Source organism: Niallia sp. Sow4_A1 (assembly GCF_052116745.1).
GTDB classification, from domain to species: Bacteria; Bacillota; Bacilli; order Bacillales; family Cytobacillaceae; genus Niallia; species Niallia hominis.
Map to the genome: position 1 here is coordinate 103,112 of NZ_JBQKKM010000008.1, position 22,360 is coordinate 125,471.

24 protein-coding genes and 1 pseudogene are annotated in these 22,360 nt (G+C 35.8%); 9 read left to right on the top strand and 16 right to left on the bottom strand.

Annotation, left to right across the window (positions count from 1 at the left end):
* Positions 1–30: 30 nt before the first annotated feature.
* The 7 genes from tuaB to ACTQ5K_RS06780 form a co-directional block, all read right to left on the bottom strand.
* Positions 31–1,473: a teichuronic acid biosynthesis protein TuaB gene (tuaB, locus tag ACTQ5K_RS06750; protein ID WP_441993795.1), complete on the bottom strand. Its 1,443-nt coding sequence runs from the start codon at positions 1,471–1,473 to the stop codon at positions 31–33.
* The gene (locus tag ACTQ5K_RS06755) at positions 1,474–2,133 is read right to left on the bottom strand and encodes a sugar transferase (RefSeq protein WP_031535024.1); all 660 of its coding nucleotides are present in this window, start codon (positions 2,131–2,133) and stop codon (positions 1,474–1,476) included.
* A 617-nt stretch (positions 2,134–2,750) separates the two neighbouring features.
* Positions 2,751–3,542: an energy-coupling factor transporter transmembrane component T family protein gene (locus ACTQ5K_RS06760; protein ID WP_109767888.1), complete on the bottom strand. Its 792-nt coding sequence runs from the start codon at positions 3,540–3,542 to the stop codon at positions 2,751–2,753.
* Entirely contained in the window at positions 3,539–4,396 is an 858-nt protein-coding gene (locus tag ACTQ5K_RS06765) for an energy-coupling factor transporter ATPase (RefSeq protein WP_031535028.1), read from the bottom strand. Before ACTQ5K_RS06765 ends, ACTQ5K_RS06760 begins: the two co-directional genes overlap by 4 nt.
* Positions 4,381–5,184: an energy-coupling factor transporter ATPase gene (locus tag ACTQ5K_RS06770; protein ID WP_035415984.1), complete on the bottom strand. Its 804-nt coding sequence runs from the start codon at positions 5,182–5,184 to the stop codon at positions 4,381–4,383. Before ACTQ5K_RS06770 ends, ACTQ5K_RS06765 begins: the two co-directional genes overlap by 16 nt.
* A gap of 59 nt (positions 5,185–5,243) precedes the next feature.
* The gene (gene menA / locus ACTQ5K_RS06775) at positions 5,244–6,185 is read right to left on the bottom strand and encodes a 1,4-dihydroxy-2-naphthoate polyprenyltransferase (protein WP_109767887.1); all 942 of its coding nucleotides are present in this window, start codon (positions 6,183–6,185) and stop codon (positions 5,244–5,246) included.
* A gap of 23 nt (positions 6,186–6,208) precedes the next feature.
* Positions 6,209–7,255, bottom strand: a complete 1,047-nt coding sequence (locus tag ACTQ5K_RS06780) for an FAD:protein FMN transferase (RefSeq protein ID WP_031535034.1) — start codon at positions 7,253–7,255, stop codon at positions 6,209–6,211.
* A gap of 413 nt (positions 7,256–7,668) precedes the next feature.
* On the opposite strand from ACTQ5K_RS06780, the gene ACTQ5K_RS06785 reads away from it, so the two are divergent.
* The 3 genes from ACTQ5K_RS06785 to ACTQ5K_RS06795 all read left to right on the top strand — a co-directional run bounded on the left by ACTQ5K_RS06785 (position 7,669) and on the right by ACTQ5K_RS06795 (position 11,398).
* Positions 7,669–9,540, top strand: coding sequence for an FAD-dependent oxidoreductase (locus ACTQ5K_RS06785; RefSeq protein WP_031535036.1), 1,872 nt, complete (start codon positions 7,669–7,671; stop codon positions 9,538–9,540).
* Between the two features lie 322 nt (positions 9,541–9,862).
* Entirely contained in the window at positions 9,863–10,414 is a 552-nt protein-coding gene (locus tag ACTQ5K_RS06790) for a Gx transporter family protein (protein ID WP_031535038.1), read from the top strand.
* A gap of 3 nt (positions 10,415–10,417) precedes the next feature.
* A complete protein-coding gene (locus ACTQ5K_RS06795) occupies positions 10,418–11,398 on the top strand; it encodes a polyprenyl synthetase family protein (RefSeq protein ID WP_031535040.1) in 981 nt (326 codons plus the stop codon).
* A 78-nt stretch (positions 11,399–11,476) separates the two neighbouring features.
* Here the strand turns inward: ACTQ5K_RS06795 and ACTQ5K_RS06800 are convergent, their stop codons facing one another.
* From ACTQ5K_RS06800 to ACTQ5K_RS06815, 4 genes are all read right to left on the bottom strand, one after another.
* Positions 11,477–11,707 carry a hypothetical protein gene (locus tag ACTQ5K_RS06800; RefSeq protein ID WP_031535042.1) on the bottom strand — a complete coding sequence of 77 codons (231 nt, stop codon included), beginning with the start codon at positions 11,705–11,707 and terminating at the stop codon, positions 11,477–11,479.
* Positions 11,704–11,868, bottom strand: coding sequence for a YvrJ family protein (locus tag ACTQ5K_RS06805; protein WP_081836540.1), 165 nt, complete (start codon positions 11,866–11,868; stop codon positions 11,704–11,706). The genes ACTQ5K_RS06800 and ACTQ5K_RS06805 overlap by 4 nt, the downstream gene beginning before the upstream one ends.
* Positions 11,825–12,472 (bottom strand): sigma factor-like helix-turn-helix DNA-binding protein, encoded by a 648-nt coding sequence (locus ACTQ5K_RS06810; protein WP_031535044.1) that lies wholly within the window; start codon positions 12,470–12,472, stop codon positions 11,825–11,827. Before ACTQ5K_RS06810 ends, ACTQ5K_RS06805 begins: the two co-directional genes overlap by 44 nt.
* Before the next feature lie 159 nt (positions 12,473–12,631).
* Positions 12,632–13,069 carry a hypothetical protein gene (locus ACTQ5K_RS06815; protein ID WP_031535045.1) on the bottom strand — a complete coding sequence of 146 codons (438 nt, stop codon included), beginning with the start codon at positions 13,067–13,069 and terminating at the stop codon, positions 12,632–12,634.
* A gap of 139 nt (positions 13,070–13,208) precedes the next feature.
* Here ACTQ5K_RS06815 and ACTQ5K_RS06820 point away from each other — a divergent pair, with 139 nt between their 5' ends.
* From ACTQ5K_RS06820 to ACTQ5K_RS06840, 5 genes are all read left to right on the top strand, one after another.
* Positions 13,209–14,099, top strand: coding sequence for a dihydrodipicolinate synthase family protein (locus ACTQ5K_RS06820; RefSeq protein WP_031535048.1), 891 nt, complete (start codon positions 13,209–13,211; stop codon positions 14,097–14,099).
* Positions 14,096–14,884 carry a molybdate ABC transporter substrate-binding protein gene (gene modA, locus ACTQ5K_RS06825; RefSeq protein ID WP_031535050.1) on the top strand — a complete coding sequence of 263 codons (789 nt, stop codon included), beginning with the start codon at positions 14,096–14,098 and terminating at the stop codon, positions 14,882–14,884. Before ACTQ5K_RS06820 ends, modA begins: the two co-directional genes overlap by 4 nt.
* Entirely contained in the window at positions 14,865–15,545 is a 681-nt protein-coding gene (modB, locus tag ACTQ5K_RS06830) for a molybdate ABC transporter permease subunit (RefSeq protein WP_031535053.1), read from the top strand. The genes modA and modB overlap by 20 nt, the downstream gene beginning before the upstream one ends.
* Before the next feature lie 172 nt (positions 15,546–15,717).
* Positions 15,718–16,407: a metal-dependent hydrolase gene (locus ACTQ5K_RS06835; RefSeq protein ID WP_031535055.1), complete on the top strand. Its 690-nt coding sequence runs from the start codon at positions 15,718–15,720 to the stop codon at positions 16,405–16,407.
* A 341-nt stretch (positions 16,408–16,748) separates the two neighbouring features.
* Positions 16,749–17,006 (top strand): TetR-like C-terminal domain-containing protein, encoded by a 258-nt coding sequence (locus ACTQ5K_RS06840; RefSeq protein WP_353964064.1) that lies wholly within the window; start codon positions 16,749–16,751, stop codon positions 17,004–17,006.
* Positions 17,007–17,379: 373 nt separating this feature from the next.
* On the opposite strand, the gene trhO is transcribed toward ACTQ5K_RS06840, so the two are convergent.
* The 4 genes from trhO to ACTQ5K_RS06860 form a co-directional block, all read right to left on the bottom strand.
* Entirely contained in the window at positions 17,380–18,351 is a 972-nt protein-coding gene (gene trhO, locus ACTQ5K_RS06845) for an oxygen-dependent tRNA uridine(34) hydroxylase TrhO (RefSeq protein WP_109767885.1), read from the bottom strand.
* A 346-nt stretch (positions 18,352–18,697) separates the two neighbouring features.
* Positions 18,698–18,943: a hypothetical protein gene (locus ACTQ5K_RS06850; RefSeq protein ID WP_031535058.1), complete on the bottom strand. Its 246-nt coding sequence runs from the start codon at positions 18,941–18,943 to the stop codon at positions 18,698–18,700.
* A gap of 13 nt (positions 18,944–18,956) precedes the next feature.
* Positions 18,957–20,303, bottom strand: coding sequence for a PTS sugar transporter subunit IIC (locus tag ACTQ5K_RS06855; RefSeq protein WP_441993796.1), 1,347 nt, complete (start codon positions 20,301–20,303; stop codon positions 18,957–18,959).
* A 90-nt stretch (positions 20,304–20,393) separates the two neighbouring features.
* Positions 20,394–20,696 carry a PTS sugar transporter subunit IIB gene (locus ACTQ5K_RS06860; protein ID WP_109768645.1) on the bottom strand — a complete coding sequence of 101 codons (303 nt, stop codon included), beginning with the start codon at positions 20,694–20,696 and terminating at the stop codon, positions 20,394–20,396.
* A gap of 204 nt (positions 20,697–20,900) precedes the next feature.
* Here ACTQ5K_RS06860 and ACTQ5K_RS06865 point away from each other — a divergent pair, with 204 nt between their 5' ends.
* Positions 20,901–21,650 (top strand): MurR/RpiR family transcriptional regulator, encoded by a 750-nt coding sequence (locus tag ACTQ5K_RS06865; protein WP_109768646.1) that lies wholly within the window; start codon positions 20,901–20,903, stop codon positions 21,648–21,650.
* 166 nt (positions 21,651–21,816) lie between these two features.
* Here ACTQ5K_RS06865 and ACTQ5K_RS06870 read toward each other — a convergent pair.
* Positions 21,817–22,239 (bottom strand): annotated as a pseudogene (locus ACTQ5K_RS06870) (DUF3231 family protein); the annotation flags it as partial.
* Positions 22,240–22,360: the final 121 nt, after the last annotated feature.

A 22,360-nucleotide genomic window follows, 5' to 3' on the forward strand; every position in this document is an offset into this window, starting at 1 on the left:
GTAACCCTCTTTCTATAGGTTTATCTGCGATTATTGATACTCTCCTCTAAGCTCTAGCTTTTTTGTTACAAGGAATAACAAGAAGTAGCTGATCCCACTTATCAACACAGACCATATTAGCGTCCAAACCAAATTATTGTGGAGCGAAATCATTTGATTTTTCAATACAAATGCGATCACACTACTTACTCCTGCAAGAATAAGTGGCAACAGCAACACTTTGATATATCTTTTTAGTTGAAGGCCAATCATTCTAGTTAATAAAATTCTTCCACCTATAAAATTCAGTATGCTTACAGCTACATATGTCCATGCCACCATTTCCAGCTGCTCACTTTGAACTGCTGCTAGCAATGCTAAACTGTAGCAAACTAATACTCCTGAATCCCAATAAAATGAAATATTCGCCTTTCCCTTGGCTAAAATGATGCTGCCATTTGGGTTCATAAGGACTCTTAGGATCCCGACAATAATCATAATTTGCAAAATTGGAATGGCTTCTCCCCATTGCTTACCAAAAAATAGAGGAATAACTATATCTGCAACAGAATAAAGCCCGAGTAGCAGCGGAAAAGAAACAAGCGCCAATAATTTGGTCATGTACAGATAACCAGTTTCTAATGCCTGATTATTATTTTTATCTTTTGAAAACACTGGAAATGCAACTCTTGTTATAATTGGATTTAATTTAAGAACAGGAATGGTCACTATTTGATAGACTAAGCTATATATTCCTAATGCCTCCATTCCAATATATCTCCCAATTAAAATCATATCTACATTGCTACCTAGACGATTTACGAGACGAGATAAAAGCTGATATATCCCAAAAGAAAAGAATTCTTTACAGTCTTTCATATCTAAAACAAAGCTTGGTTTCCACTTTGGAAGATAACAAATAAAAAAAAGAACTCCTTTCAAGGAATAGAGACAAATCTGCGATATTACATACGCATTTATTGGGTCTTCTTTCGTGAAAACAATCAAACCAATTAAGAGCCCAAAGCTTAAAATAGTTGCTATCGTCTCTATTTTTCCTAATAGCTGAAAGGATAAGTCGCGCTGCATTAGATACTGGGATTGCTGGCCGATTGGAGCAATCAAGAAAACAATAGATAACAGGCGTATTTTTCCCTCTAGCTCGTTTGTTTGAAAGTAATCTGCAATAATAGGACTAGCAGCCTGCATAACAATACAGATTAAAATCCCCAAAAGAATATTGATCCAAAATAAAGTGGACAACTGTCTATTTGTTGCATGATGCTTTTGAATAACAGCTGCCCCTAGTCCCAGTTCGACAAAAATCTGTGCAAAAATAATGATGGTTGTCAACATGCCTATCATGCCAAATTCCCTTGCACTCATTGCATTACCTAGTATTACAAACTGCCCCATCTGTAATAGAGTAATGACTAACGTCGCTATACTAGTCCATTTTGCTCCACTGTTAATTTTGCTTTTAATGGAGTCCAATTACCTAGCACCTTCTCCTGTTAAGACAACCTTTATTGTTTTTAACAAAATGATCATCTCTAAAGTAAACGTCACATTATTAATATATTGAAGATCGTACTTGAGCTTTTCCTCTGGCGAAATATCATATCCGCCATTCACTTGTGCAAGACCTGTCAACCCAGGTTTCACAAGAAGCCTATTGGAAAACCCATCAATCTCTTCACTAAATTTCGCTGTAAAAGACGGTCTTTCTGGTCTTGGTCCAATTATGGACATATCGCCTTTTAATACAGAAAATAGTTGGGGTAATTCATCAATTCGCGTTTTTCTTATAAATGTCCCGACTTTTGTAATTCTTGGATCATTTACTTCCGCCCATTTTTCGCCATCTTTTTCTGCATCATTTCTCATCGAGCGCAATTTAATTAAACGAAAGCATTTCCCATTCTTTCCGACCCTTTTTTGAATATAGAAGGGTGAACCAGGGGAATCTACTCGAATAAGAATAGCAAACAATAGAATGAATGGGAGTGAAATCACAATACCTATACTTGCTATAAAGAGATCCATCATTCTTTTAAAAAATGGATAAGAGGAAACTTTTTTTGATGACGTAAGTTTATTTGCTTGTACAATTGATATCTCTTTTAAAATATGGATACTCCTGTTAGCCTGCATTTTTTTCACCTCAAAGTTTTATCTATCTGGGCTATTTACAAATTTAGTATATGGTTCTTTTGTTAATAAATCGTTGAATCTATTTTAAAGAATGGTAAATGATTGTAAATTTCCAGTTATTTTTCGATATACATGGATGATTTTTATGGAATGAGGTGGTGATCCATTAATGGAATTTGACTGTATATTTTGTGTGGTAGTCTTTTGCAGAGGAAGCTAATTCTGTCTGTTACGGTCCCTTGCTGTTTTTCTTGTTTACGGGCTCAGAGAACGCTTCTCTGTTACCTTCTCTTCCTGTTTTTCTTGCTTATGGGCTCAGAGAACGCTTCTCTGTTACCTTCTCTTCCTGTTTTTCTTGTTAATGGGCTCAGAGAACGGCTCTCTGTTACCTTTTCTTCCTGTTTTTCTTGTTACCAGACTCAGAGAGCGCTTCTCTGTTACCTTCTTCTCCTGTTTTTCTGGCTCCCGGGCTTAGATAAAGCTTCTCTATTACCGTCTCCTCCTATTTTTCTCACTCCCCGGGCTCAGAAGTCCCACTCTGTCCCTTTCCAAAAATAAAATAGGACTGCCCATCAACCGACATCGGTTGACAGACAATCCTTACTCAAAATCAAAAATCAATTTAATAATAATGTGATTATTCCAATGAACAGTACACTGCATAAACACCATGAATCTTGTTTTTTCCAGTTGATTCTCCGAAAAGTAGATCTTTTTATTCCAGATCGATATCCTTTTACATCCATCATATTAGCCATATCCTCTGCTCTATTTATCGAACTAACAAATAAAGGAAGAAAAATTGGCACTAGTGTTTTCATTTGCTGAAATAATGAACCTTCGCCAAACACTGTACCTCTTGCTCTTTGGGCATCCATTACCTTTTGGGTTTCATCTAGTAAATTAGGAATGAAACGTAAGGAGATAGATAGCATGATGCTTATATCATCAATCGGAACTTTTACAAAGCGTAATGGTGATAATAATTTATTTATCCCATCTGTCAAATCGATTGGTTTCGTTGTTAATGTTAAGACCGTTGATAAAAATACCATCATGACAAAACGGCTAAAGATAAAAATTCCATTTATTAAGCCGTACTCTGAAATCGTAATTGGTCCCATAGTTACATATACGTTGCTTCCAGAAGTAAATAGCACTTGTAATACCACTGTGAATAAGATAAGCCAAATCATTGGTCTTACTCCCCGTACATAAGTACGAAATGGAACTTGTGATAAATGCATGATAGAAAATGTGATGAGCCATAAAAATAAATAGGCTTGCCAACTATCTGCTATAAATAGCATCACTATAAGTAAAATGACTGAAATCATTTTTGCCCGAGCATCTAACCGATGAAGCCATGATCCTCCAGGAAAATATCTCCCTAAAATTAATTTATTCATACCAATCCCACCATAACCAAAGCATCTGCTAGCTCATCTAACGTTAGGCATATCTTTGGTAATTTCATTCCTGTTTCCTGTTCAATTTTTATTTGATAGCGCCGAGCCTGTGGCAATTCAAGTCCCCAACTCTCTAGTAAATCTGAATCTGTAAAAATCGTTTTTGTTTTTTCGTATTTTATTATTTTTCCTTGATCCATTAAAATAACACGATCAGCGTATAAAGCTACATCCTCCATGTCATGCGTAACCAAAATGGTAGTTAAGCCTTCTTGTTGATGCCAACTAGAAATGAGAGACATAATTTCTTTTTTTCCCTGTGGATCTAATCCAGCACCAGGTTCGTCTAGAACAAGCACAGCAGGTTCCATTGCTAAAATCCCTGCAATTGCAACTCGTCTTTTCTGCCCCCCCGATAAGGAAAACGGGGATTTTGATAAAATGGATGGCTCTAGCCCCACTAACTCAATCATCTTTTTAGCAGTTTTTTTCGCTTCTTCTAAAGGCACGCCAAAATTCATGGGCCCGAAGCAAATATCTTTTTCCACTGTTTCAGCAAATAATTGGGACTCTGGAAATTGAAAGACCATTCCCACTTGTTTACGAATGTTCCGGATATCCTTTTTAGGATACGGTTGCTTAATGACTGTTTCTCCAATACGTACACTGCCTTTTGTCGGTAGAAGCAAGCCATTTAATATCTTTAACAAGCTAGATTTCCCAGCACCAGTTCTTCCAATGAGCGCTGTAAAAGTCCCTGATTCAATTGTAAGATTTACGGTATTTAATACGTTGGATTTACGGATTGGTCCGAGCTGATAATTTGCTGACACATCCTTTAATTCGATTTGCATATCCATAACACCATTTCTGCTTCTGTCATATATTTTTCTGGAACATTACACTTTCTATTTTTCAATGCATTTCTTAGTTTTTCTGCAAAGGGCTTTTCAAGTGATGAATCGGTGAAAAATAGCTGGGAAGGACTTTCTATTTTCGCTACTTTCCCTTGCTTTATGACCATAACTTTATCTGCATGGGCTGCTTCCTCCATATCATGAGTAATCGATAGGATTGTCATTCCTTTGTTTGTTAACTTACGTATTGTGTCCATTAATTCCTTTCTGCTTCTCGGATCCAACATAACAAAAGCTTCATCCAAAATGAGCACCTTTGGCTGCAATGCAAGCATTCCTGCGATTGCAACTCTTTGTTTTTGACCACCTGATAATTGAGAAGGATCTGCCATCCGATACTCGGTCATTCCAACATCTTCTAATGCCTTATCCACTCTTTCTCTCATTTGTTTATATGGCATATTTATATTTTCCAGTCCGAAAGCAACATCATCCTCTACCGTTGTTCCAATGAACTGATTTTCAGGATTTTGAAAAACGATGCCGATATCCCAAGATACTGATTCTTTCCTTAAAACTGTTCCGTTTATTTTCAGTTGTCCTGCATCAGGTTGAAGCAATCCAACAAGCAAATGAGCTAACGTGGATTTACCACTTCCATTATGACCAATAAGTGCGGTCCATTCCCCTTCTCTTAATTGAAAGGAAACATCTGATATATTGCTCCTGTCCTGTTTTTTATCATATCGAAAGCTTAATCCTTCCACTTCCAAAACAACACCCAAACTAATCCCCCCTATCCCTAAATAGAAAAGTGCAAGTCTCTTAGTGATCAGTAAATTTCTTATCTAATAATGAAAGACATTGCTAAAGACACTACTAGAAATCCATTAACAATAATCAAGTTTTTCACAGCTAAACTAAATGTTTTTGATTTAACTTGGAGTTCATTAAAAATCCGCATATGCTTATATACTGGTAAAATAGCAACTAAGCTTAATAACGCTATTATTGGTAGTAAATGTAGAAAGACTGAAATCAAAATAGCAACAAAAGATCCTACATAAAGCCCGTTATACAGCCATAAGGAATATTTTTTGCCTAGATAAAACGGCAAGGTAAAGCGATGATTCTTAATATCTTCTTCTACGTCACAAATATTATTTGCAAGCATAAGGTTTGCTATCGTAAACATACATGGTAAAGATACAATAATGATTTCTATTATTTTTATCAGGTTAACTTGGAGAAAAATCATTTCCTTTTGCCAAGTCAAAGCGGCAATTCCAACATCAAAGGCATTTACATATACCGTTAGAAAAACGATACCAAATCCCATCGTAACTCCAGAAAACACTTCTCCTAAAGGCATTCTTGATAAAGGAATTGGCCCAAAGGTATACAAAATTCCAATGCAAAAGCATATAAATCCAATTAAAAGTACAAGTAAGTCTGTCTCGATACTAAGCCAGATACCCAACCCTGTTGCCATTAAAAAGAGCGTGAGTATCGTTGCGATAACCGTGCTTTCTTTTATCCCTTCTTGCCCAATCACGTTTTTTTCTTTCCTATATTCATCACTTTTCGCTTTTCGATAATCCATATAGTTATTTATTGCTGTTGTTGTTAAATCAAAGATGAGCATAGAGCTAAAGAATATAAGCGTATTTTTCAAATGAAATGCATCGTATCGGTATAATACAAATAATATCCCGATGAAAAACGGAAAAACACTAGCTATTTTTGTTTGGATTTCTACTAACTTTAAAAATGAACGAATCGACATGCCTTACGCCTCCCTCTTCCTTATTAGTTCGCTATTTCAAATTTATCATTCGTTAAAGTAAATTTATCTTTTAGTCCCGATGTTAAGTAAACCTTCTTATCTTTTGTTACAAAAATAGCTTCCATTCCATCCATTTGTTCTACTGCTTTTAATCCTTCATCTACTCCTTTTATAAATATCGTTGTCGAATATCCATCCCCATCAAACGACTTATCAGAAACAATGGTTATTCCCGCAACATCATTATTTACAGAATAACCTGTTTTAGGGCTAAGAATATGATGATATTTGACACCATCAACTTCCAAATAACGTTCATATATTCCTGATGTTACAATGGATGTATCCGTTTCTTCCATTTTCCCTACCATTTCTCCTCTGTCTGAAAATGGATCCTGAACACCAACTTCCCAAGGCTTTCCTGATGCATTCTTTCCTTTTACATAAATGTTTCCGCCTAAATCGATAATGGCAGATTTCACCCCATTATCCTCTAATACCTTCACAACTTCGTCTGTAATAAACCCTTTTGCAATTCCTCCTAAGTCCAACATCATTCCTTGTTCTGGCAAATAGACGGTTTGCTTCTCTTCATTTAATTCTATCTTTCTATAATTAATAAAAGGGAGGATTTCATCTATCTCTGCTTGAGTCGGCTTTTTTTCATCTGGAAATCCGATATGCCACAAATTAGTAAGGGGACCAATTGTGATATCAAAATCGCCTCCTGAGTATCCACTATAATCTTTTCCTGCTTTCACCAAACGATAGATATCATCTGGTACCTGTACTGGTTTTAAACCAGCATTTTCATTGATTTCGTCAATAATCGATCCTTCTTCATTGACTGTAATTTGACTTGCAAGCAGCTCTATTCGATCGAATACTTGGTTCAATACTTCTTCTTTATCTTTATCAAAGATTTTAATGGTTACTACTGTTCCCATTAAGAATTCCGTTTTTTTATAGGGGGTACTCGTTACCCCTGTGTCTGTATCCTTTTGCTTGCCACAGCCTACTAATAAAAAGAGGGAAAGTAACAAAATCGCCGCCTTTTTTAATTTTTTCATTAAACCCATTCCCTTCTATGAATATCACATTATAGTTATTTACTATTTTATGTTGATTACCTAAAAGCCGCCATTTATTTCAAAATGTGAACTTTTTCACATTTATAACATCGTCATTTTATCATTGCATTCTCTTACTGTCTATCGACTTTTTAGTGTACAAAACCCTGTAAAACAGCTCATTTCCGGATTAATCATTGTCGTAATAGTGTTTATCAGTGACCTTTTAAAATATGGAGAATTTATGACAAAAATCATTCGTTCGTAATTGTTGCAAAAATGTGAACAACCGTAATTTTTAAATGTATACATTCTATGAAGTCCATAGACAGATAAAAACCACATTGTTATATTAGTATTGTTCAAAACTTCACAAGAAAGAAATTAACCAATTAAGGGAGTGAATAGGAAGAATGGACAAAAAAAATATTGTCATAATCGGAGCAGGTTATGCAGGCGTTCATGCCGCAAAAAAGCTTGCTAAAAAGTATAAAAAAGATGATTCGGTTTCCATTACACTTATAGATAGACATTCCTATCATACAATGATGACTGAATTACATGAGGTTGCTGCACACAGAGTAGAACCAGATGCTATTCAATTTGATTTACGTCGTTTATTTAATCGCACAAAGGTGAAATTAGTTACAGACAATGTTAAACATGTTGATTATCAAAGTAAATTAGTAACGACAGAACACGGACAATTTTCCTTCGATTATTTAATCTTGGGAATGGGTGGCGAACCAAATGATTTTGGCACACCTGGAGTACAAGAAAACGGATTTACCCTTTGGTCTTGGGAAGATGCTGTTAGATTAAGAGAGCATATTGAGAAAATCGTTCGTAAAGCAGCTAACGTTCATGACGAAGCTACTAGAAAAGCAATGCTAACCTTTACTGTCTGTGGTTCTGGGTTCACAGGAATTGAAATGGTTGGGGAACTTATTGAATGGAAAGAGAGATTGGCGAAAGACTATAAATTAGACGCAGAAGATATTACTTTATATGTGGTCGAAGCTGCTCCTACTATATTAAATATGCTTGAGCGCAGAGATGCTGATAAAGCAGAAAGCTATATGGTGAAACAAGGCGTTAAGATCCTAAAAAGCTCTCCAATCGTTGAAGTAAAAGAAGATGCTATTGTTTTAAAATCCGGCGAAGAGCTTCCAACCTATACGCTTATTTGGACTGCAGGGGTTCGCGCAAATTCTGATACAAAAGATTATGGTATGTCTGCAGGAAGAGCAGGACGTTTAAAAGTAAATGCTCATATGGAATCAGAAGATTATAAAGATGTATATGTAGTTGGTGACTTAGCATATTTTGAAGAAGAGCCTGGAAAGCCTACTCCTCAAATTGTTGAAGCTGCTGAACAAACTGCTCTAACAGCTGCAAAGAATATCATTGCAGAGATTAGCGGCGGCGAAAAAGAAGCATATAAAGGGAAATACCACGGGGTAATGGTATCAATCGGAGCTAGATACGGTGTTGCGAATTTAAGTGGTATGCATTTAAGTGGTTGGTTTGCAAACTTCATGAAACATATGGTTAATCTATATTATTTCTTTGGCATCGGAAGCGGCTATTATATGTACCAATATGTGATGCATGAGTTTTTCCATACAAAAGATAAACGTAATATATTCCGTGACTTCTTAACACGCTATGGAAATGTTCTTTGGAGTTTACCTTTACGTGTCTTTGTTGCAGGTTTCTGGATAATAGAAGCTTGTGCAAAACTTTGGGGTGAATCTACATGGAAAGATTCTATCTCTAGCTGGTCTAAGGTTCCAAACCTATTCAATGGTCTAGGAGAAGATTCTTGGCTAACAGCTACTAGTGTAAAAATGCCGTTTGAATGGCTACAAACTGCAACAAGCGGTGCGAGTGAAGCCGCTACTTCTACTGACTTTGCGACACCGATTTTAAGCAAAATGCCATTCTGGTTTGAATGGATTATGAAAATCATGCTGCCAACACCAGAAGTTGCACTATTTATGCAAAAAATGATGATCTTTATTGAATTAGCAATTGGATTAGCAATTCTAGCTGGTTTATTCACATGGTTAGCAAATGCTGCGAGTGCTGCTTTCTTAGTAATGTTTACACTAACTGCAATGCTTGGATGGGATAAAGTTTGGGCATTGCCAGCATCAATCGCCTTGATGAACGGATCTGGTCGTACATTTGGATTAGATTATTGGGTTATTCCGTTCCTTCAAAGAAAATTAGGTGACTGGTGGTATGGAAAAGAACGAGCGATTTATAAGGATTATAAGTAATGAAATAATATGCTAGAAACATAGAGAATGCATTATTTTCCATGTTTCTAGCAATCCTCCTGAATCAGTAAAGGAGAAAAAAGAAGCTAATTGAATTTATTCCTTGATCATGTCTAAAAGCTAAGCTTTGAAATTAGTTGATTGCTTTTTGCTCCAAGCTCTTTATTTGACTATAGGGTTTATTCCTTTGAATGAAGAGGAAGATCAAAATTCACTCTATTCTTTTTTGTCCTATACTGATTAATAGGTATCAGTATTTATTTAACCTACAATCAACTTATTTATAGGAAAAATAACATCCGCAAGAATGGAAGTTGAGAATATGACGAAAAATCAACGCCTTGTATATATAGCACTGCTTGCGTCACAAGCTGTAATAATAAGCTTACTAGAACGGGCTATTCCATTTCCATTTGCCTTTGCACCTGGAGCAAAGCTTGGATTAGCAAATATTATTACATGCTTAGCTCTTTACACACTTCCTACAAGAGATGCATTTAAAGTAATTGCGATTCGCCTTTGCTTAGCGACACTATTAGGAGGAACGCTTTCTACCTTTATGTATAGTGCAAGCGGGGCTCTGTTAAGCTTTATTGGCATGTGGAGTGTAAAGCAGCTTGGCACCAAACGAATTAGCTTAATAGGAGTAAGTACCACCGGGGCTATTCTCCATAATATTGGTCAATTAGCTGTTGCAAGCTTTGTTGCACAAACATGGACTGTATTTTTATATTTGCCTATTTTATCCTTTATCGGCATCTTATCAGGAATAGCCATAGGAATACTTGCCAACTATCTAATCACACATGTAGAAAAACTACAATATTATAGAGATTTATCGGAAATAAACGAATCTAGTAATGAAAGAGGTTAGAGTATGCGTGTACATCAAATGTGGGATACGTATCCGGAATTAAAGAATGACTTGTCAAAAGTACTTCAATTAATTGAAAGCAATATTCGTGTTCGTGACAAAGTAGTAGAAAAAACGATTAAAGATTTAATCTATTCAGGTGGCAAATTACTTAGACCTGCTTACTCCCTGCTTTGTTCACAAGTAGGTCCTTCTAAAGACAAAAACCGCGCGATAGCAGTTGCAGCTGCATTGGAAACATTGCATATGGCTACATTAATCCATGATGACGTTATTGATGAATCACCTACACGGCATAATATTCCCACAATCCATGCTCATAATGGAAATAAGTTTGCCATCTATGCAGGTGATTATCTATTCTGCGTTTGTTTTACGATTTTATCTAAACACGCAACGTCTCTATCTCATTTAGAATTTAATGCTCGCAGCATGGAAAAAATTTTAAGCGGAGAATTAGATCAATTAAATGCCCGATATCAATCTAAAGTGACGGTTAAAAATTACTTAACAAGAATCTCTGGAAAAACTGCCCAGCTTTTTGCTGTAAGCTGCTATTCCGGTGCTATAGAAAGTGAAGCTAGCCGACCACTCGCTATGAACGCTTGGAATATGGGACATTATATCGGCATGGCCTTTCAAATTATGGATGATATTCTAGATTATAAAGGAGATAGCTTAACATTAGGCAAGCCTGTGTTGGCAGATATTAAACAAGGTCATTATAATTTGCCGCTCATTTATGCAATTCAAGCGAATCCTAAAGAACTGATTCCTATTTTAGATAAAAAAGACGCGTTGACTGATGAGGATATGCAACAGATTTCTGAACTTATTTCTAAATATAAAGGGGTAGAAAAAGCAGAGCTCCTTGCTAAAAAATATACTGAAAAAGCAATCAAACAACTTAATAAATTACCTGATGGAGATTATAAACAGCATCTTTATGCCATTACAAATAGTTTATTGAAACGGAAAGTGTAATCTTTCTAAAAAATCCGAGCCTTTCTATCCAAGTTGATTATAGATTGGACTCGGATTTTTTCTGTTAAAGGGCAACTATTAGCTTGTATACTTATCTTTAAATTCCCAAAATCCCGGAATACTTTCTAAATCATATTGATAAGCAGACTCTATTAGCATGATTTTCAGTTCTTGTGAAAGATCCGTCCTGTCATTCGGATTTGTCCTATTCATTAGTTTATTGACCTTTGGCTCAAACAGCTTAATTAATTCCATTAACATTTCAGGATCTACTTTTGCTCTTTTTACGATTGTATACATATCTGTCATTTGCCATTTTCCTTTCGTTGATTTGGTTTCATTTCGTTCCATTCCTTCAGAAGCTGATCTATTTTTTTGTCTAATCGAAGCAGAACAAATAATGATAATGTTAAGGGAAAACCAAAGTTACTGATCATTGTCATCCATTGAGTCATATCTATCAATTCCATCCACCTTCCTCCTTCCGTTCATAAATGAAAGAATTCGTTGTAAAGCTACTTTTCGTGTTTTTGAAACATATTGTTGCGATGTACCAATTGTTCGAGCAATTTCTGTATCCGTTAATTTATATAGATATGCATAGGTTAGAATGTCTCGTTGTGAAGTGGTCAAACTAAGAATGGCTGAATAAATCATCTTATCTGCAATATACTCCTCCACACTTGCTCGCAAGACCTCCTTCTCCACCATCCTTTCTATTTCAGCCTCTTTATCATATAGAGTAATGTCCTTCTCTCCCCCAGCTTCCCTTTCAGCAAGTATTAACGGAAATCTTTTCTGATACATTGTTAAGTTTTTATTAAAATTAATGGTGCTATACTCCATGGAAGAAGTAATATACGCAGTAAATCGAATGGTAAAAAAATGCTTTTTAAAGGCTTCATCCAGCTTTTCTTTATTTTCCTTTGTTGGGAATTCTATCGCCTTTTTTAATAGAAGTAAATTTATCTTTTTTTCCAAAAAGCTTTTTACAATTGGATTGCTTAATAATGATTTATTATCCTGCAAGAACGCGGTAAAAGCCTCTGATTGAAAAGAACGGCATTCCTTCATACTCAAGCCTCCCAAAAGGAACATATGTTCTGTTTTTGTTGTAAAAAAAGGGACTAATCTTCATTAGCCTCTTTCTATTCATATATGCTATTTCTACCTCCTTCTATATTATAAAGAAAGATTTATCGTAAAAATAACAACCACTTGTCCTAATTTCATTTAATCGATTACGGATAACTTAATATCAAAGATAACATTGTATGTATTCTCTTCCAATACGACAAAAGTCCAATTTTTTGCTAAAATCGATGTAAAGGAATGAAAGGATTCCTTCGATAAAGTGATTGTTCCCAATACTTCTCCTCGGTCCTCAAAGTCTCTTCCCTCTACTAATTGATATTTTAATGATAAAAGTCTTTTTAACGTTCCCTTTGTTAAAAAGGTTATTTCATATTCATCTGCAATAATCGCTTTTACGCCTGTCTTATTTTTTTCATAATAGGAGAAAAGTGTTTCCCAATCAGGCAAACCATTACCACAGCTTTGAAAAAAAATAAGATCCTTGCTTTCCAAAGCCTGTATAATCGCTTCTTCCTTATATCCATTACTTTTTACTTGTTCCAGCATTATCGCATAATTCAACGCTACTTTTACCACAAAAAACCTGCTCCCTTCACATTTCATATTGATTTCAAAACGAGAAAAAGATAAATTGATAGAAAGACTTTTATTAAACAGCCTTCTTTTTACTATTGAATAGTTTAAGTATAATCTATTTTAAAAGGAGTGAGGAAGAATGATTAAACAAAATCCATTTGTTCCATTTAGCATTGCAATGGTTACCCCGTTTGATGATAAGGAAAATCTCTCATTAAGCGGTATTTATTCTTTAATAGATTACTATAAAAAAAATCAGGTTCCTGCACTGCTTATCAGTGGTTCAACAGGAGAGCAGCATTCGATGTCCATCGAGGAACGCATAACCCTCTTACGAGAAGCACGGTTAGCTGGAGAAGAAAAGCTCCTTCTTATCGGAGGAGTTGCTGCTGTAAGAACATCTGACGCTATTCGATTGGCGGAAGCTGCCCAACGAGAAAATCTAGATGGAATTATGCTAGGGTTTCCTCCTTATTTACGAATGAGCCAAAGAGAAGCAGCTGAATACGTGAAAAAAGTGTGTGCTGTGACTGATTTACCAATTATGCTCTATAATAATCCATCACGTACTGGATTTAACTTAGAATTAACTACTTTATACGATTTAGTAGAGTCCTGCCCGCAAATCCAAGCTTTAAAGGAAGCAGGTAATCCTAGCAATGCACCTCTAGTAAAAAATAAGCTTGGTCCTTCCTTCTCCGTGTTAACTGGATTCGATATTCATCTTTTAGATAATATGCAAAACGGTTATGACGGAATCACTAGTATAATAGGAAATATTTTTCCAAAAGAAATACAACAAATTGTTCAATTGGGAAAAAATAATGAATGGAAACTTGCAGAAGACCAATTGTCTAAACTACTGCCAACCATGCATACCATCTTAGAAATAGGAACACTGCGAGCCATCAAATATGTACTAACAGAAAATAATATTAATGCAGGAATATGTAGAGAGCCACTATCCATTTTGAGTAAACAAGAAAAGGCATCATTAAGCGATATTTTTAATAAAGGAGAGGTACGATGAAAAAGTACAGTAAATTCCTCCTATTATTAGCCTTATTGATTTTAGCCTCTTGTAGCAATAATGGAGAAAATACCTCTTCCTCTAAAAAAGAAACGTTTTCTTTAACGATCTCTGCAGCAGCAAGCATGCAAGATTCATTAAATACGATCAAGAAGAAATTCGAGGAGGAACATCCAGACATTACATTAACCTTTAACTTTGGTTCATCAGGAGCTTTGCAGCAACAGATTGCTCAAGGAGCACCGGTTGATTTATTTTTCTCAGCTGCACAGGATAAGCTAGATCTTTTGGTTGACGATGGACTGATTAAAGAGTCCGATCATATCGACTTAGTAAAAAACAATTTAGTTCTGATTACAAATAAACAATCTAATGTAACGATTAATCGTTTCGCTGATCTTGAAACATTAGATAAGGAAAAAATCGCCATCGGCATACCAGAATCAGTACCCGCAGGAAATTATGCGAAAGAGACGCTTCAAACTCTTCACATATGGGAAAAAGTACAGGAGAATATCATTACCGCAAAAGATGTTCGTCAAGTATTGTCATATGTTGAAACAAACAATGTGGCAGCAGGGATTGTTTATGGAACAGATGCAAAGACATCTGATTCTGTAGAAGTCGTTGCCACTGCGGAGGAATCAAGTCATTCCCCGATTGTCTATCCGATTGGCATCATCAAGGACAGCAAAAATTACGAGGCAGCAAAAACGTTTTATGACTATCTGCAAACACCAACTAGTTTAAAGGTTTTCGAGGAAGATGGATTTATTGTTAACTAAAGAGGAATGGTCAAATTTTTGGTCCCCCCTCTGCCTATCCTTACAAGTTTCTCTGGTTGCCACTATTGTCGTCATAGTTAGTGGCACAATACTTGCTGCCAAGTTAGCCAGAAAAAAATTTAAGGGAAAGGCATTGCTTGAAACTTGTTTACTTTTGCCAATCGTTCTTCCTCCAACTGTTACTGGTTTCCTACTACTCGTTCTGTTTGGTAGAAATAGTATCCTCGGTAAAGTAATCGAATGGATCTTTCATCAGCCTGTCATTTTTACATGGTGGGCTGCAGTAATTGCTGCATTTATCGTATCCTTTCCTTTAATGTATCAATCAGCTAAAGCAGGATTTATTCAAATTGATCGCTCAATCGAGGAGGCAGCACGAGTCGATGGGGCAAATGAATGGAAAGTACTCACATCCATTTCCATTCCACTTGCTTCCCACTCTATCCTTTCTGGAAGTATCCTTAGCTTTGCCAGAGGGCTAGGAGAATTTGGGGCCACCTTAATGTTTGCAGGGAATATTCCTGGAAAAACACAAACCTTGCCTACCGCTATTTATGTTGCTATCGATAATGGAAATATGCGAATGGCTTGGATTTGGGTACTATCCATCACGATTATTTCTTTTATAATGCTAGCTTTGTGCCAGCCGAAGCAACGATAATCTTTTCCTTTGACAATGTATTTCCTTATAAAGTAGTGTTAATACTTCTTACTGCAGAGGACATATTATGAAAGCAACAGACAAGCATATCATTTGGCACTTTCCCTCTCTCTGTTTTAATCTAAAATGGACAATAATCCACATTTTTGTGGAATTAAGGAGATGATTTTGTATGAAAATTACGTATCATGGTCAATCCACTATTGAAATTAGTACAGAAGGAAAATCATTGGTTATTGATCCGTTTATTAGTGGCAATCCTTCCGCAGTTTCTAAAGTGGAGGAAATGAAAGTAGATGCTGTTCTTTTGACACATGCTCATATGGATCATATTCTCGACGCTGCACCAATCGCTAAAGCAAATAATGCCCCGGTTGTCGCTAATCCAGAATTAGCTGCCTATATGTCATGGAAGGGCGTGGAAACAATTGGGATGAATATCGGAGGAACACTGGATTTAGAATTTGCAAAAGTGAAAATGACACATGCATTCCACAGCTCAGGGATTATTGATGAAGAAAATAAAAACATCTTATATGGCGGAATGCCAGCTGGATATATTATTGAAGCAGAGGAAAAAGTGTTGCATCACGCTGGAGACACTGGACTATTTGGCGATATGAAAATGATTGGGGATCGTCATAATTTAGATGTTGTTTTCCTACCAATCGGAGACCATTTTACAATGGGAACTGAAGATGCACTACAAGCAGCCGAATGGTATCAAGCAAAACTAATTATTCCTATTCATTACAATACATTCCCTGTTATTGAACAAGACGCAAAAGCATTTGTCAACAAGCTTGAAGAACTTGGATTTAAAGGGAAAGTATTAGAGTTAGGTGAGACCTTCGAATTATAAGAAAACGGAGGCGCCGTACAAACTGGAAGAACTTCGACTGATATAAAGGAAACACGATGAGCGTTAGTGAATCGATGTTGACTTATCGTGGGGAGAAGATCTGAAAGTTTGCTAGGCGGTATTCGCTGGAGCTAGACAATAAGATAAGCGGAGAGCACCCGGTTAGGGGCGTGTAGGCTTCAGAAAATTTCTACTTTCTTAACAGTTAATAAAAATATTTTAGTAAGAAGTCCAGCCTTCATCAGCTGCGATGTTCCTGCTGATTTAATTTGCGCTTATCACTTTCTATATGTACATCTAGAAACCTTTAATGTCTCCAATTAACAGCAAAATCAATTAAAATATTTGAACATGTACAAAGACATGCCTTGTTTTATAAGCTAGTTTTTTCTTCTGACTTCCTATATGATCACCAACAGCATATTTATCAGACTTTAAAGAATGTGAATAAAGAAGATTTTGAGTATGCACTAGTAGATTCACACATCAACCGAAATCTTCCTATCAGTTATCAGGCTAATGCAATTGTCGGGATGATTAGGGAGTGGTTCAAGGGGGATTTTGGTATCCTTGTGAATATATGGCGGAACAATTATTAGCATTTATTCATAGTAACCAGTCACCCCCATCAAAAATCAAGATATTAAACTAATTTCATTAGATTTGACACCAAAGAAGGCTGATATCGCGCAAATAAAAGGGATATCAGCCTAAGTTTTGGCTTTTATTATCCAAAACTATTGCATTATCAGCATAAGTTTCGTTTTTTCAGTCAATGTTTCATTTTATCAGCCAAATCTTCTCCTTTATCAGCCATTGTTTCATTTTATCAGCCAAATCTTCTCCTTTATCAGCCATTGTTTCATTTTATCAGCCAAAACTCCTCCTTTATCAGCCATTGTTTCGTTTTATCAGCCAAATCAATCCCAAATAACAAAAAGGCCGTCCATTAAGGACAGCCCCTATTATTTATTACATTACTTTACTTTCTTCTTCCCATTGAGCAATTTCTTTTACTCTTGCTTCCACTTGTTCTGGAGTAAGACCATGATGTTTAACATAGAAGTTTCTTGGATGCGTACGGCACTCGTGGCTACAGCTTCTCATATACTTCTCTTCATTTTCTTCACTGCAAAGCATTTTGCGGTTACACTCTGGGTTTGCACAGTTTACATATCTCTCGCATGGCTCACCAGTAAAGAAGTCACGTCCAACGATAACATGCTCTTTTTGATTGACTGGCACACTGATTCTTTGGTCGAACACATAGCATTGACCATCCCAAAGCTCGCCTTGTACTTCTGGATCTTTACCGTAAGTCACAATTCCACCATCTAATTGACTTACATCTTCAAAGCCCTCTTTCATTAACCAGCCAGAGAACTTCTCACATCTTACTCCACCAGTACAGTAAGTAAGAATTTTCTTACCTTCTAGCATCTCTTTATTTTCTTTAATCCATTGTGGCAGTTCTCTAAATGTTTCAATCTCCGGCTTAATAGCACCTCTAAAATGACCAAGATCATATTCATAATCGTTACGAGCATCAATTACGATTGTATTTGAATCTTGCATTTGCTCATAGAATTCTGTTGGTTTTAAGTGCTTACCAGTTAATTCAAGTGGATCTACATCATCTTCTAAGCTTAAGTTCACTAATTCTTTTTTATGGCGAACATGCATTTTCTTAAAAGCATGTCCATCCACTTCATCAATTTTAAAGATAGTATCACTAAAGCGAGGATCCTGTCTCATCGCTTCCATATACTTATCTGTTTGCTCTACCGTACCAGAAACTGTTCCATTAATCCCTTCATGGGAAATAAGAATACGACCTAATAATCCAAGCTCTTTACAAAAAGCTAAATGCTCTTGTGTTAACTCTTCCGGATTTTCAATCGGTACATATTTATAATAAAGTAATACTCGATATTCACTCATTATTTCAACACCCTATTCCTTCTAAAATTATCTATAATAACTATACACCAATTGTGCTAATAGTAAAAACCAATCGCTTCTTTATAAAATCACAAACAAACAGAAAGAGACTTCACCCATTGAAATCTCCCCCTGCTTAAAATTAAAGTTAAAATAATTATAATGTAATACGAAATAAAAAGAAAGATGCAGATTTTACCTAGTATATATTCCATTCGGTATTTATCCTATACATTCTAGCATAAAAATATACTTCCTGCCTATCTAGAAATAGAAAAAAACAATCCCCTTCCATCAAAAAAGGTACCCACTAAATGAGTACCTCGACACCACTATCATTTCCAGTATATTACTCTCCCCCTTCTATCACTATCGTTTGAAAATGCAACGCACAGCCATATTTAGATTGTTGAAAAATTTGCTCTAAGTAAGATTGTACTTCCGTTACATTTAACGCTGACTCTACCTGAATGTTTGCCTTTATATTATTTAGAATCTCTACATCTGTTTGAACTTTAGCATCCTGATAATTTTCAAAAAAAGCACGGACATAGTTTATTTGTCCACATAGAAACTGGATAGTATATTGATTCATTTTTTCTCACACTTTAAGCCGAGACATCCGAATCATTTTTTTGTCCTCCATAGCTTACTGCATTGGCTTTATTTGCTGCTATGACAAATGGCAAATAGACAAGAGTAGAGACGGCCAGACACACAAATCCAAGCAATAACGCGATATAATTTCCGCCTGTGCCCAGGAAGGCAATTAACGGTCCTGGTGTAGTCCACGGCACAGAATAGGCAATTGGCGGGATTAATCCAGATACAATGGCAACATATCCGATAATAATATTAATGGCAGGGACAAGAATAAACGGCACGATTAAAATCGGATTCAATACTACTGGCAAACCAAAAATAACTGGTTCATTAATATTAAATATTCCTGGCGCAATCGATAATTTACCAATATCTCTGTAATCCTGTCTTTTCGCAACAATAAAGATAGCAATTAGTAGTCCAAGTGTCATTCCAGAGCCGCCATAGTTCGCAAAAGCATCATTAATCGCCCAAGTTACTGGATATGGAGCTCCCCAAGCAGTCCCATGCTCCGCAACAAAGTTAAGGTTTTCTAAATTCGCCTCTGCAAACATTGCTTCACGAATAGCAGCAATCGTGTTGGGACCATGAATACCGAATACCCATAAAAGGTTGGAAACAATCGCTAATATAACAAGAGAAACGATATTTGTACCTAGACTTTTTAATGGTGTCTGAATTGCGGCATAAATAAATCCGTGCAGGCCATCTGGATAAATAGCATTTATTAAAGCGTTTACAATAGCGAACAAAACAGTAATAATAATAATTGGGAATAACACCTTAAAAGAACGAGAAACAGCTGGAGGAACAGAATCAGGCATATTAATTTGAAGCCTTTTCGATTTAGATAATTTACTGAAAAGTTCTCCAACTAACAACCCTACAATTAATGCAACAAATAATCCTTGTGCACCGACCCATTGAGTCGTTAAGAAATTTGCCCCATCTACATTTGTATATGGTGGGTATATAATAAAAAATACAGAAAGACCAGTAAGTCCACTTAATAATTCATCTGCTTTGAGAGAGATCGCCATATTTCTGGCAACGAGGAAGACAATAAACATGGATAAAATATTAACTGATCCATTTAGAACCGGCGAGAAAACAGATTGTAAATCTGCTAAATTGGGAAATAATTTATGCAAAAATAAAATTTTAGCTATAAAGCCATCTGGAGCTAAAACAGCAAAATTTAGTAAGACAATTAATGAACCTGCAAGTGTAATAGGAAAAGATAGAATAAATGCATCACGGATTGCAACTATATGCCTTTGTGAGTTTAATTTTGCTGCAACTGGCACTAATGTTTTCTCCGCAAACTTCTCAAAAGCGGCCATAAAACCCATTGTAAAACTCCCCCCAAATAAATGTCATTATATTCACAGTTAGAAACTGTTTTATTTTGCAGGCATATCTAGTTGCAAATTGCATATCCATTAAGCTATTAATTCTAACGCCCTTTCTAATACTGCCTTTCCATTCATCGTGCCATATGCTCTCATATCGATTACTTCCACTGGTACTCTTCCAGCTATAATCTCTTCTACCTGTGGTTTTTGGTAACGAACCTGTGGTCCTAATAAAACGACATCTACTTCATGAGCAACTTTTTGACATTCTGACACTGGCAACGCGAAAATTTCTAGCTCTACCCCTTTCTCCTTTGCCGCATCATTCATTTTATTTACCAATAAGCTAGTGGACATTCCTGCTGCACATACTAATAGCAATTTCTTCATTTTATTCCCTCCCTATTTTTCATAACCAAAACATCATATTCCGCCTTCCTTCTAAATTGTATACGCTTTCAAATATAATACAATAAAAAATAAACACTTAGTATCTTTTTTCTTCAGTAGGAATTTGTTACATTTTAGTCACAACCTGTTTTATACTAAATGGTGAATATAGGAAAACTATCTTTTAGAGTAGGAGGGAAAAATTTGTTCACAAATGAAATGATCCAATCCTTTAATGATTTGGAAATGCTACTCTATAACTATGTTACAAAAAATATTGAAAAGGTTATTTACATGCGCATTAGAGAATTATCTGACGAAACACACGTCTCCACTTCTAGTATTTTAAGGTTTTGCCGAAAACTAAACTGTGATGGTTTTTCCGAGTTTAAGATTAAATTAAAATTATATTTAGATAGAAATGAACAAGAAAACTTAAAATCAACAAAATACTATCTTTCTGAGTTTTTGGAACGGACAATGAAAGGGAACTTCGAAACGTACATACACGAAACAGCTGAAATGGTAATCAAATCAAATAAAGTTATTTTCGTAGGAACAGGCAGTTCTGGAATTTTAGCAGAGTATGGAGCAAGATACTTTTCCAGCTTAGGAAAATTTTCTACTTTTATTAAAGACCCCTTTTATCCGATTAACAGTAAAGAATTAAAAAACAGTACAGCCATTATCTTATCTGTTTCTGGTGAAACGGATCATACACTGCATCTTGCAAATCAATTAAAATTAGAAGGCTGCAACATCATCAGTATCACCAATAGCAAAAACTGCCAATTAGCAAAAATTTCCGATATCAACATTGCCTATTATGTTACAGAAGTTTATATAGGAGAATCGAATATTACATCCCAATTACCGGTAATGTATATACTAGAGGAAAGCGCTCACACTGTAAAAAAGAACAGTAAAAAAAATACTACAGAACTGGAGGCATAAGATTAGAGGATTGACCAAAACAGCTTAAGATAGACCCAAACAATTATACGCAATGCCGACAAAAGATTCATATAATTGTTTGGGCTTTTTTTAAAGTATTCCAGGAAGTTTGTCGCTATTACTACCTACGTCCCATAACATACACTTCTCTTTCCATAGGGAAAGTTTATATTTGAATAGTTGGCGGTGGCTGTTCTAGCCAACTATTTTCAATCATCAAATCTTCCCCATCTTTTGCATATTGAGCTATTTCCATGGACAGTCTTTCATAATTGAGCAAAAGGTCACTTCTTTGACTAGCGCCTCCTGCTAATGCGTAGTTTCCAACTCCTGTAGCACTTAATAAGCTAATATGGAACATCATTAATTTATCTGAAAATGTACGTACCTTAGAATCAGTAACTCCTATATCCGATGAATTTGGACTTTGTATTCCTTCATCCACTAAAGCATCCATGAATAATTTTAAATGCTTTTGGGAAATATCCTTTCCTCTTAACATATATGCCCGTACATCTTTATTTGTGGTAGTTTGAGCAAAGGCTAATGTAATCTTCACTCCCAAATTGTTCGTCTGAGTATTCATAAAAAGATGGGAAACTGAACTGACCTAGCCAAATGAGACATATATAAAACACCTATCCATATTAAATTTAACACTTTTTCATTAATTTGATATTGGTTCTTTACTGGAAATAGTTCAGGCACTT

Excerpts from the sequence above, each read along its gene's own strand:
- ACTQ5K_RS06755 (WP_031535024.1), bottom strand. The coding sequence starts at position 2,133 with ATGCAGGCTAACAGGAGTATCCATATTTTAAAAGAGATATCAATTGTA.
- ACTQ5K_RS06760 (WP_109767888.1), bottom strand. The coding sequence starts at position 3,542 with ATGAATAAATTAATTTTAGGGAGATATTTTCCTGGAGGATCATGGCTT.
- ACTQ5K_RS06765 (WP_031535028.1), bottom strand. The coding sequence starts at position 4,396 with ATGCAAATCGAATTAAAGGATGTGTCAGCAAATTATCAGCTCGGACCA.
- menA (WP_109767887.1), bottom strand. The coding sequence starts at position 6,185 with ATGTCGATTCGTTCATTTTTAAAGTTAGTAGAAATCCAAACAAAAATA.
- ACTQ5K_RS06780 (WP_031535034.1), bottom strand. The coding sequence starts at position 7,255 with ATGAAAAAATTAAAAAAGGCGGCGATTTTGTTACTTTCCCTCTTTTTA.
- ACTQ5K_RS06785 (WP_031535036.1), top strand. The coding sequence starts at position 7,669 with ATGGACAAAAAAAATATTGTCATAATCGGAGCAGGTTATGCAGGCGTT.
- ACTQ5K_RS06790 (WP_031535038.1), top strand. The coding sequence starts at position 9,863 with ATGACGAAAAATCAACGCCTTGTATATATAGCACTGCTTGCGTCACAA.
- ACTQ5K_RS06795 (WP_031535040.1), top strand. The coding sequence starts at position 10,418 with ATGCGTGTACATCAAATGTGGGATACGTATCCGGAATTAAAGAATGAC.
- ACTQ5K_RS06800 (WP_031535042.1), bottom strand. The coding sequence starts at position 11,707 with ATGACAGATATGTATACAATCGTAAAAAGAGCAAAAGTAGATCCTGAA.
- ACTQ5K_RS06805 (WP_081836540.1), bottom strand. The coding sequence starts at position 11,868 with ATGGAATTGATAGATATGACTCAATGGATGACAATGATCAGTAACTTT.
- ACTQ5K_RS06810 (WP_031535044.1), bottom strand. The coding sequence starts at position 12,472 with ATGAAGGAATGCCGTTCTTTTCAATCAGAGGCTTTTACCGCGTTCTTG.
- ACTQ5K_RS06820 (WP_031535048.1), top strand. The coding sequence starts at position 13,209 with ATGATTAAACAAAATCCATTTGTTCCATTTAGCATTGCAATGGTTACC.
- modA (WP_031535050.1), top strand. The coding sequence starts at position 14,096 with ATGAAAAAGTACAGTAAATTCCTCCTATTATTAGCCTTATTGATTTTA.
- modB (WP_031535053.1), top strand. The coding sequence starts at position 14,865 with ATGGATTTATTGTTAACTAAAGAGGAATGGTCAAATTTTTGGTCCCCC.
- ACTQ5K_RS06835 (WP_031535055.1), top strand. The coding sequence starts at position 15,718 with ATGAAAATTACGTATCATGGTCAATCCACTATTGAAATTAGTACAGAA.
- ACTQ5K_RS06850 (WP_031535058.1), bottom strand. The coding sequence starts at position 18,943 with ATGAATCAATATACTATCCAGTTTCTATGTGGACAAATAAACTATGTC.
- ACTQ5K_RS06855 (WP_441993796.1), bottom strand. The coding sequence starts at position 20,303 with ATGGGTTTTATGGCCGCTTTTGAGAAGTTTGCGGAGAAAACATTAGTG.
- ACTQ5K_RS06860 (WP_109768645.1), bottom strand. The coding sequence starts at position 20,696 with ATGAAGAAATTGCTATTAGTATGTGCAGCAGGAATGTCCACTAGCTTA.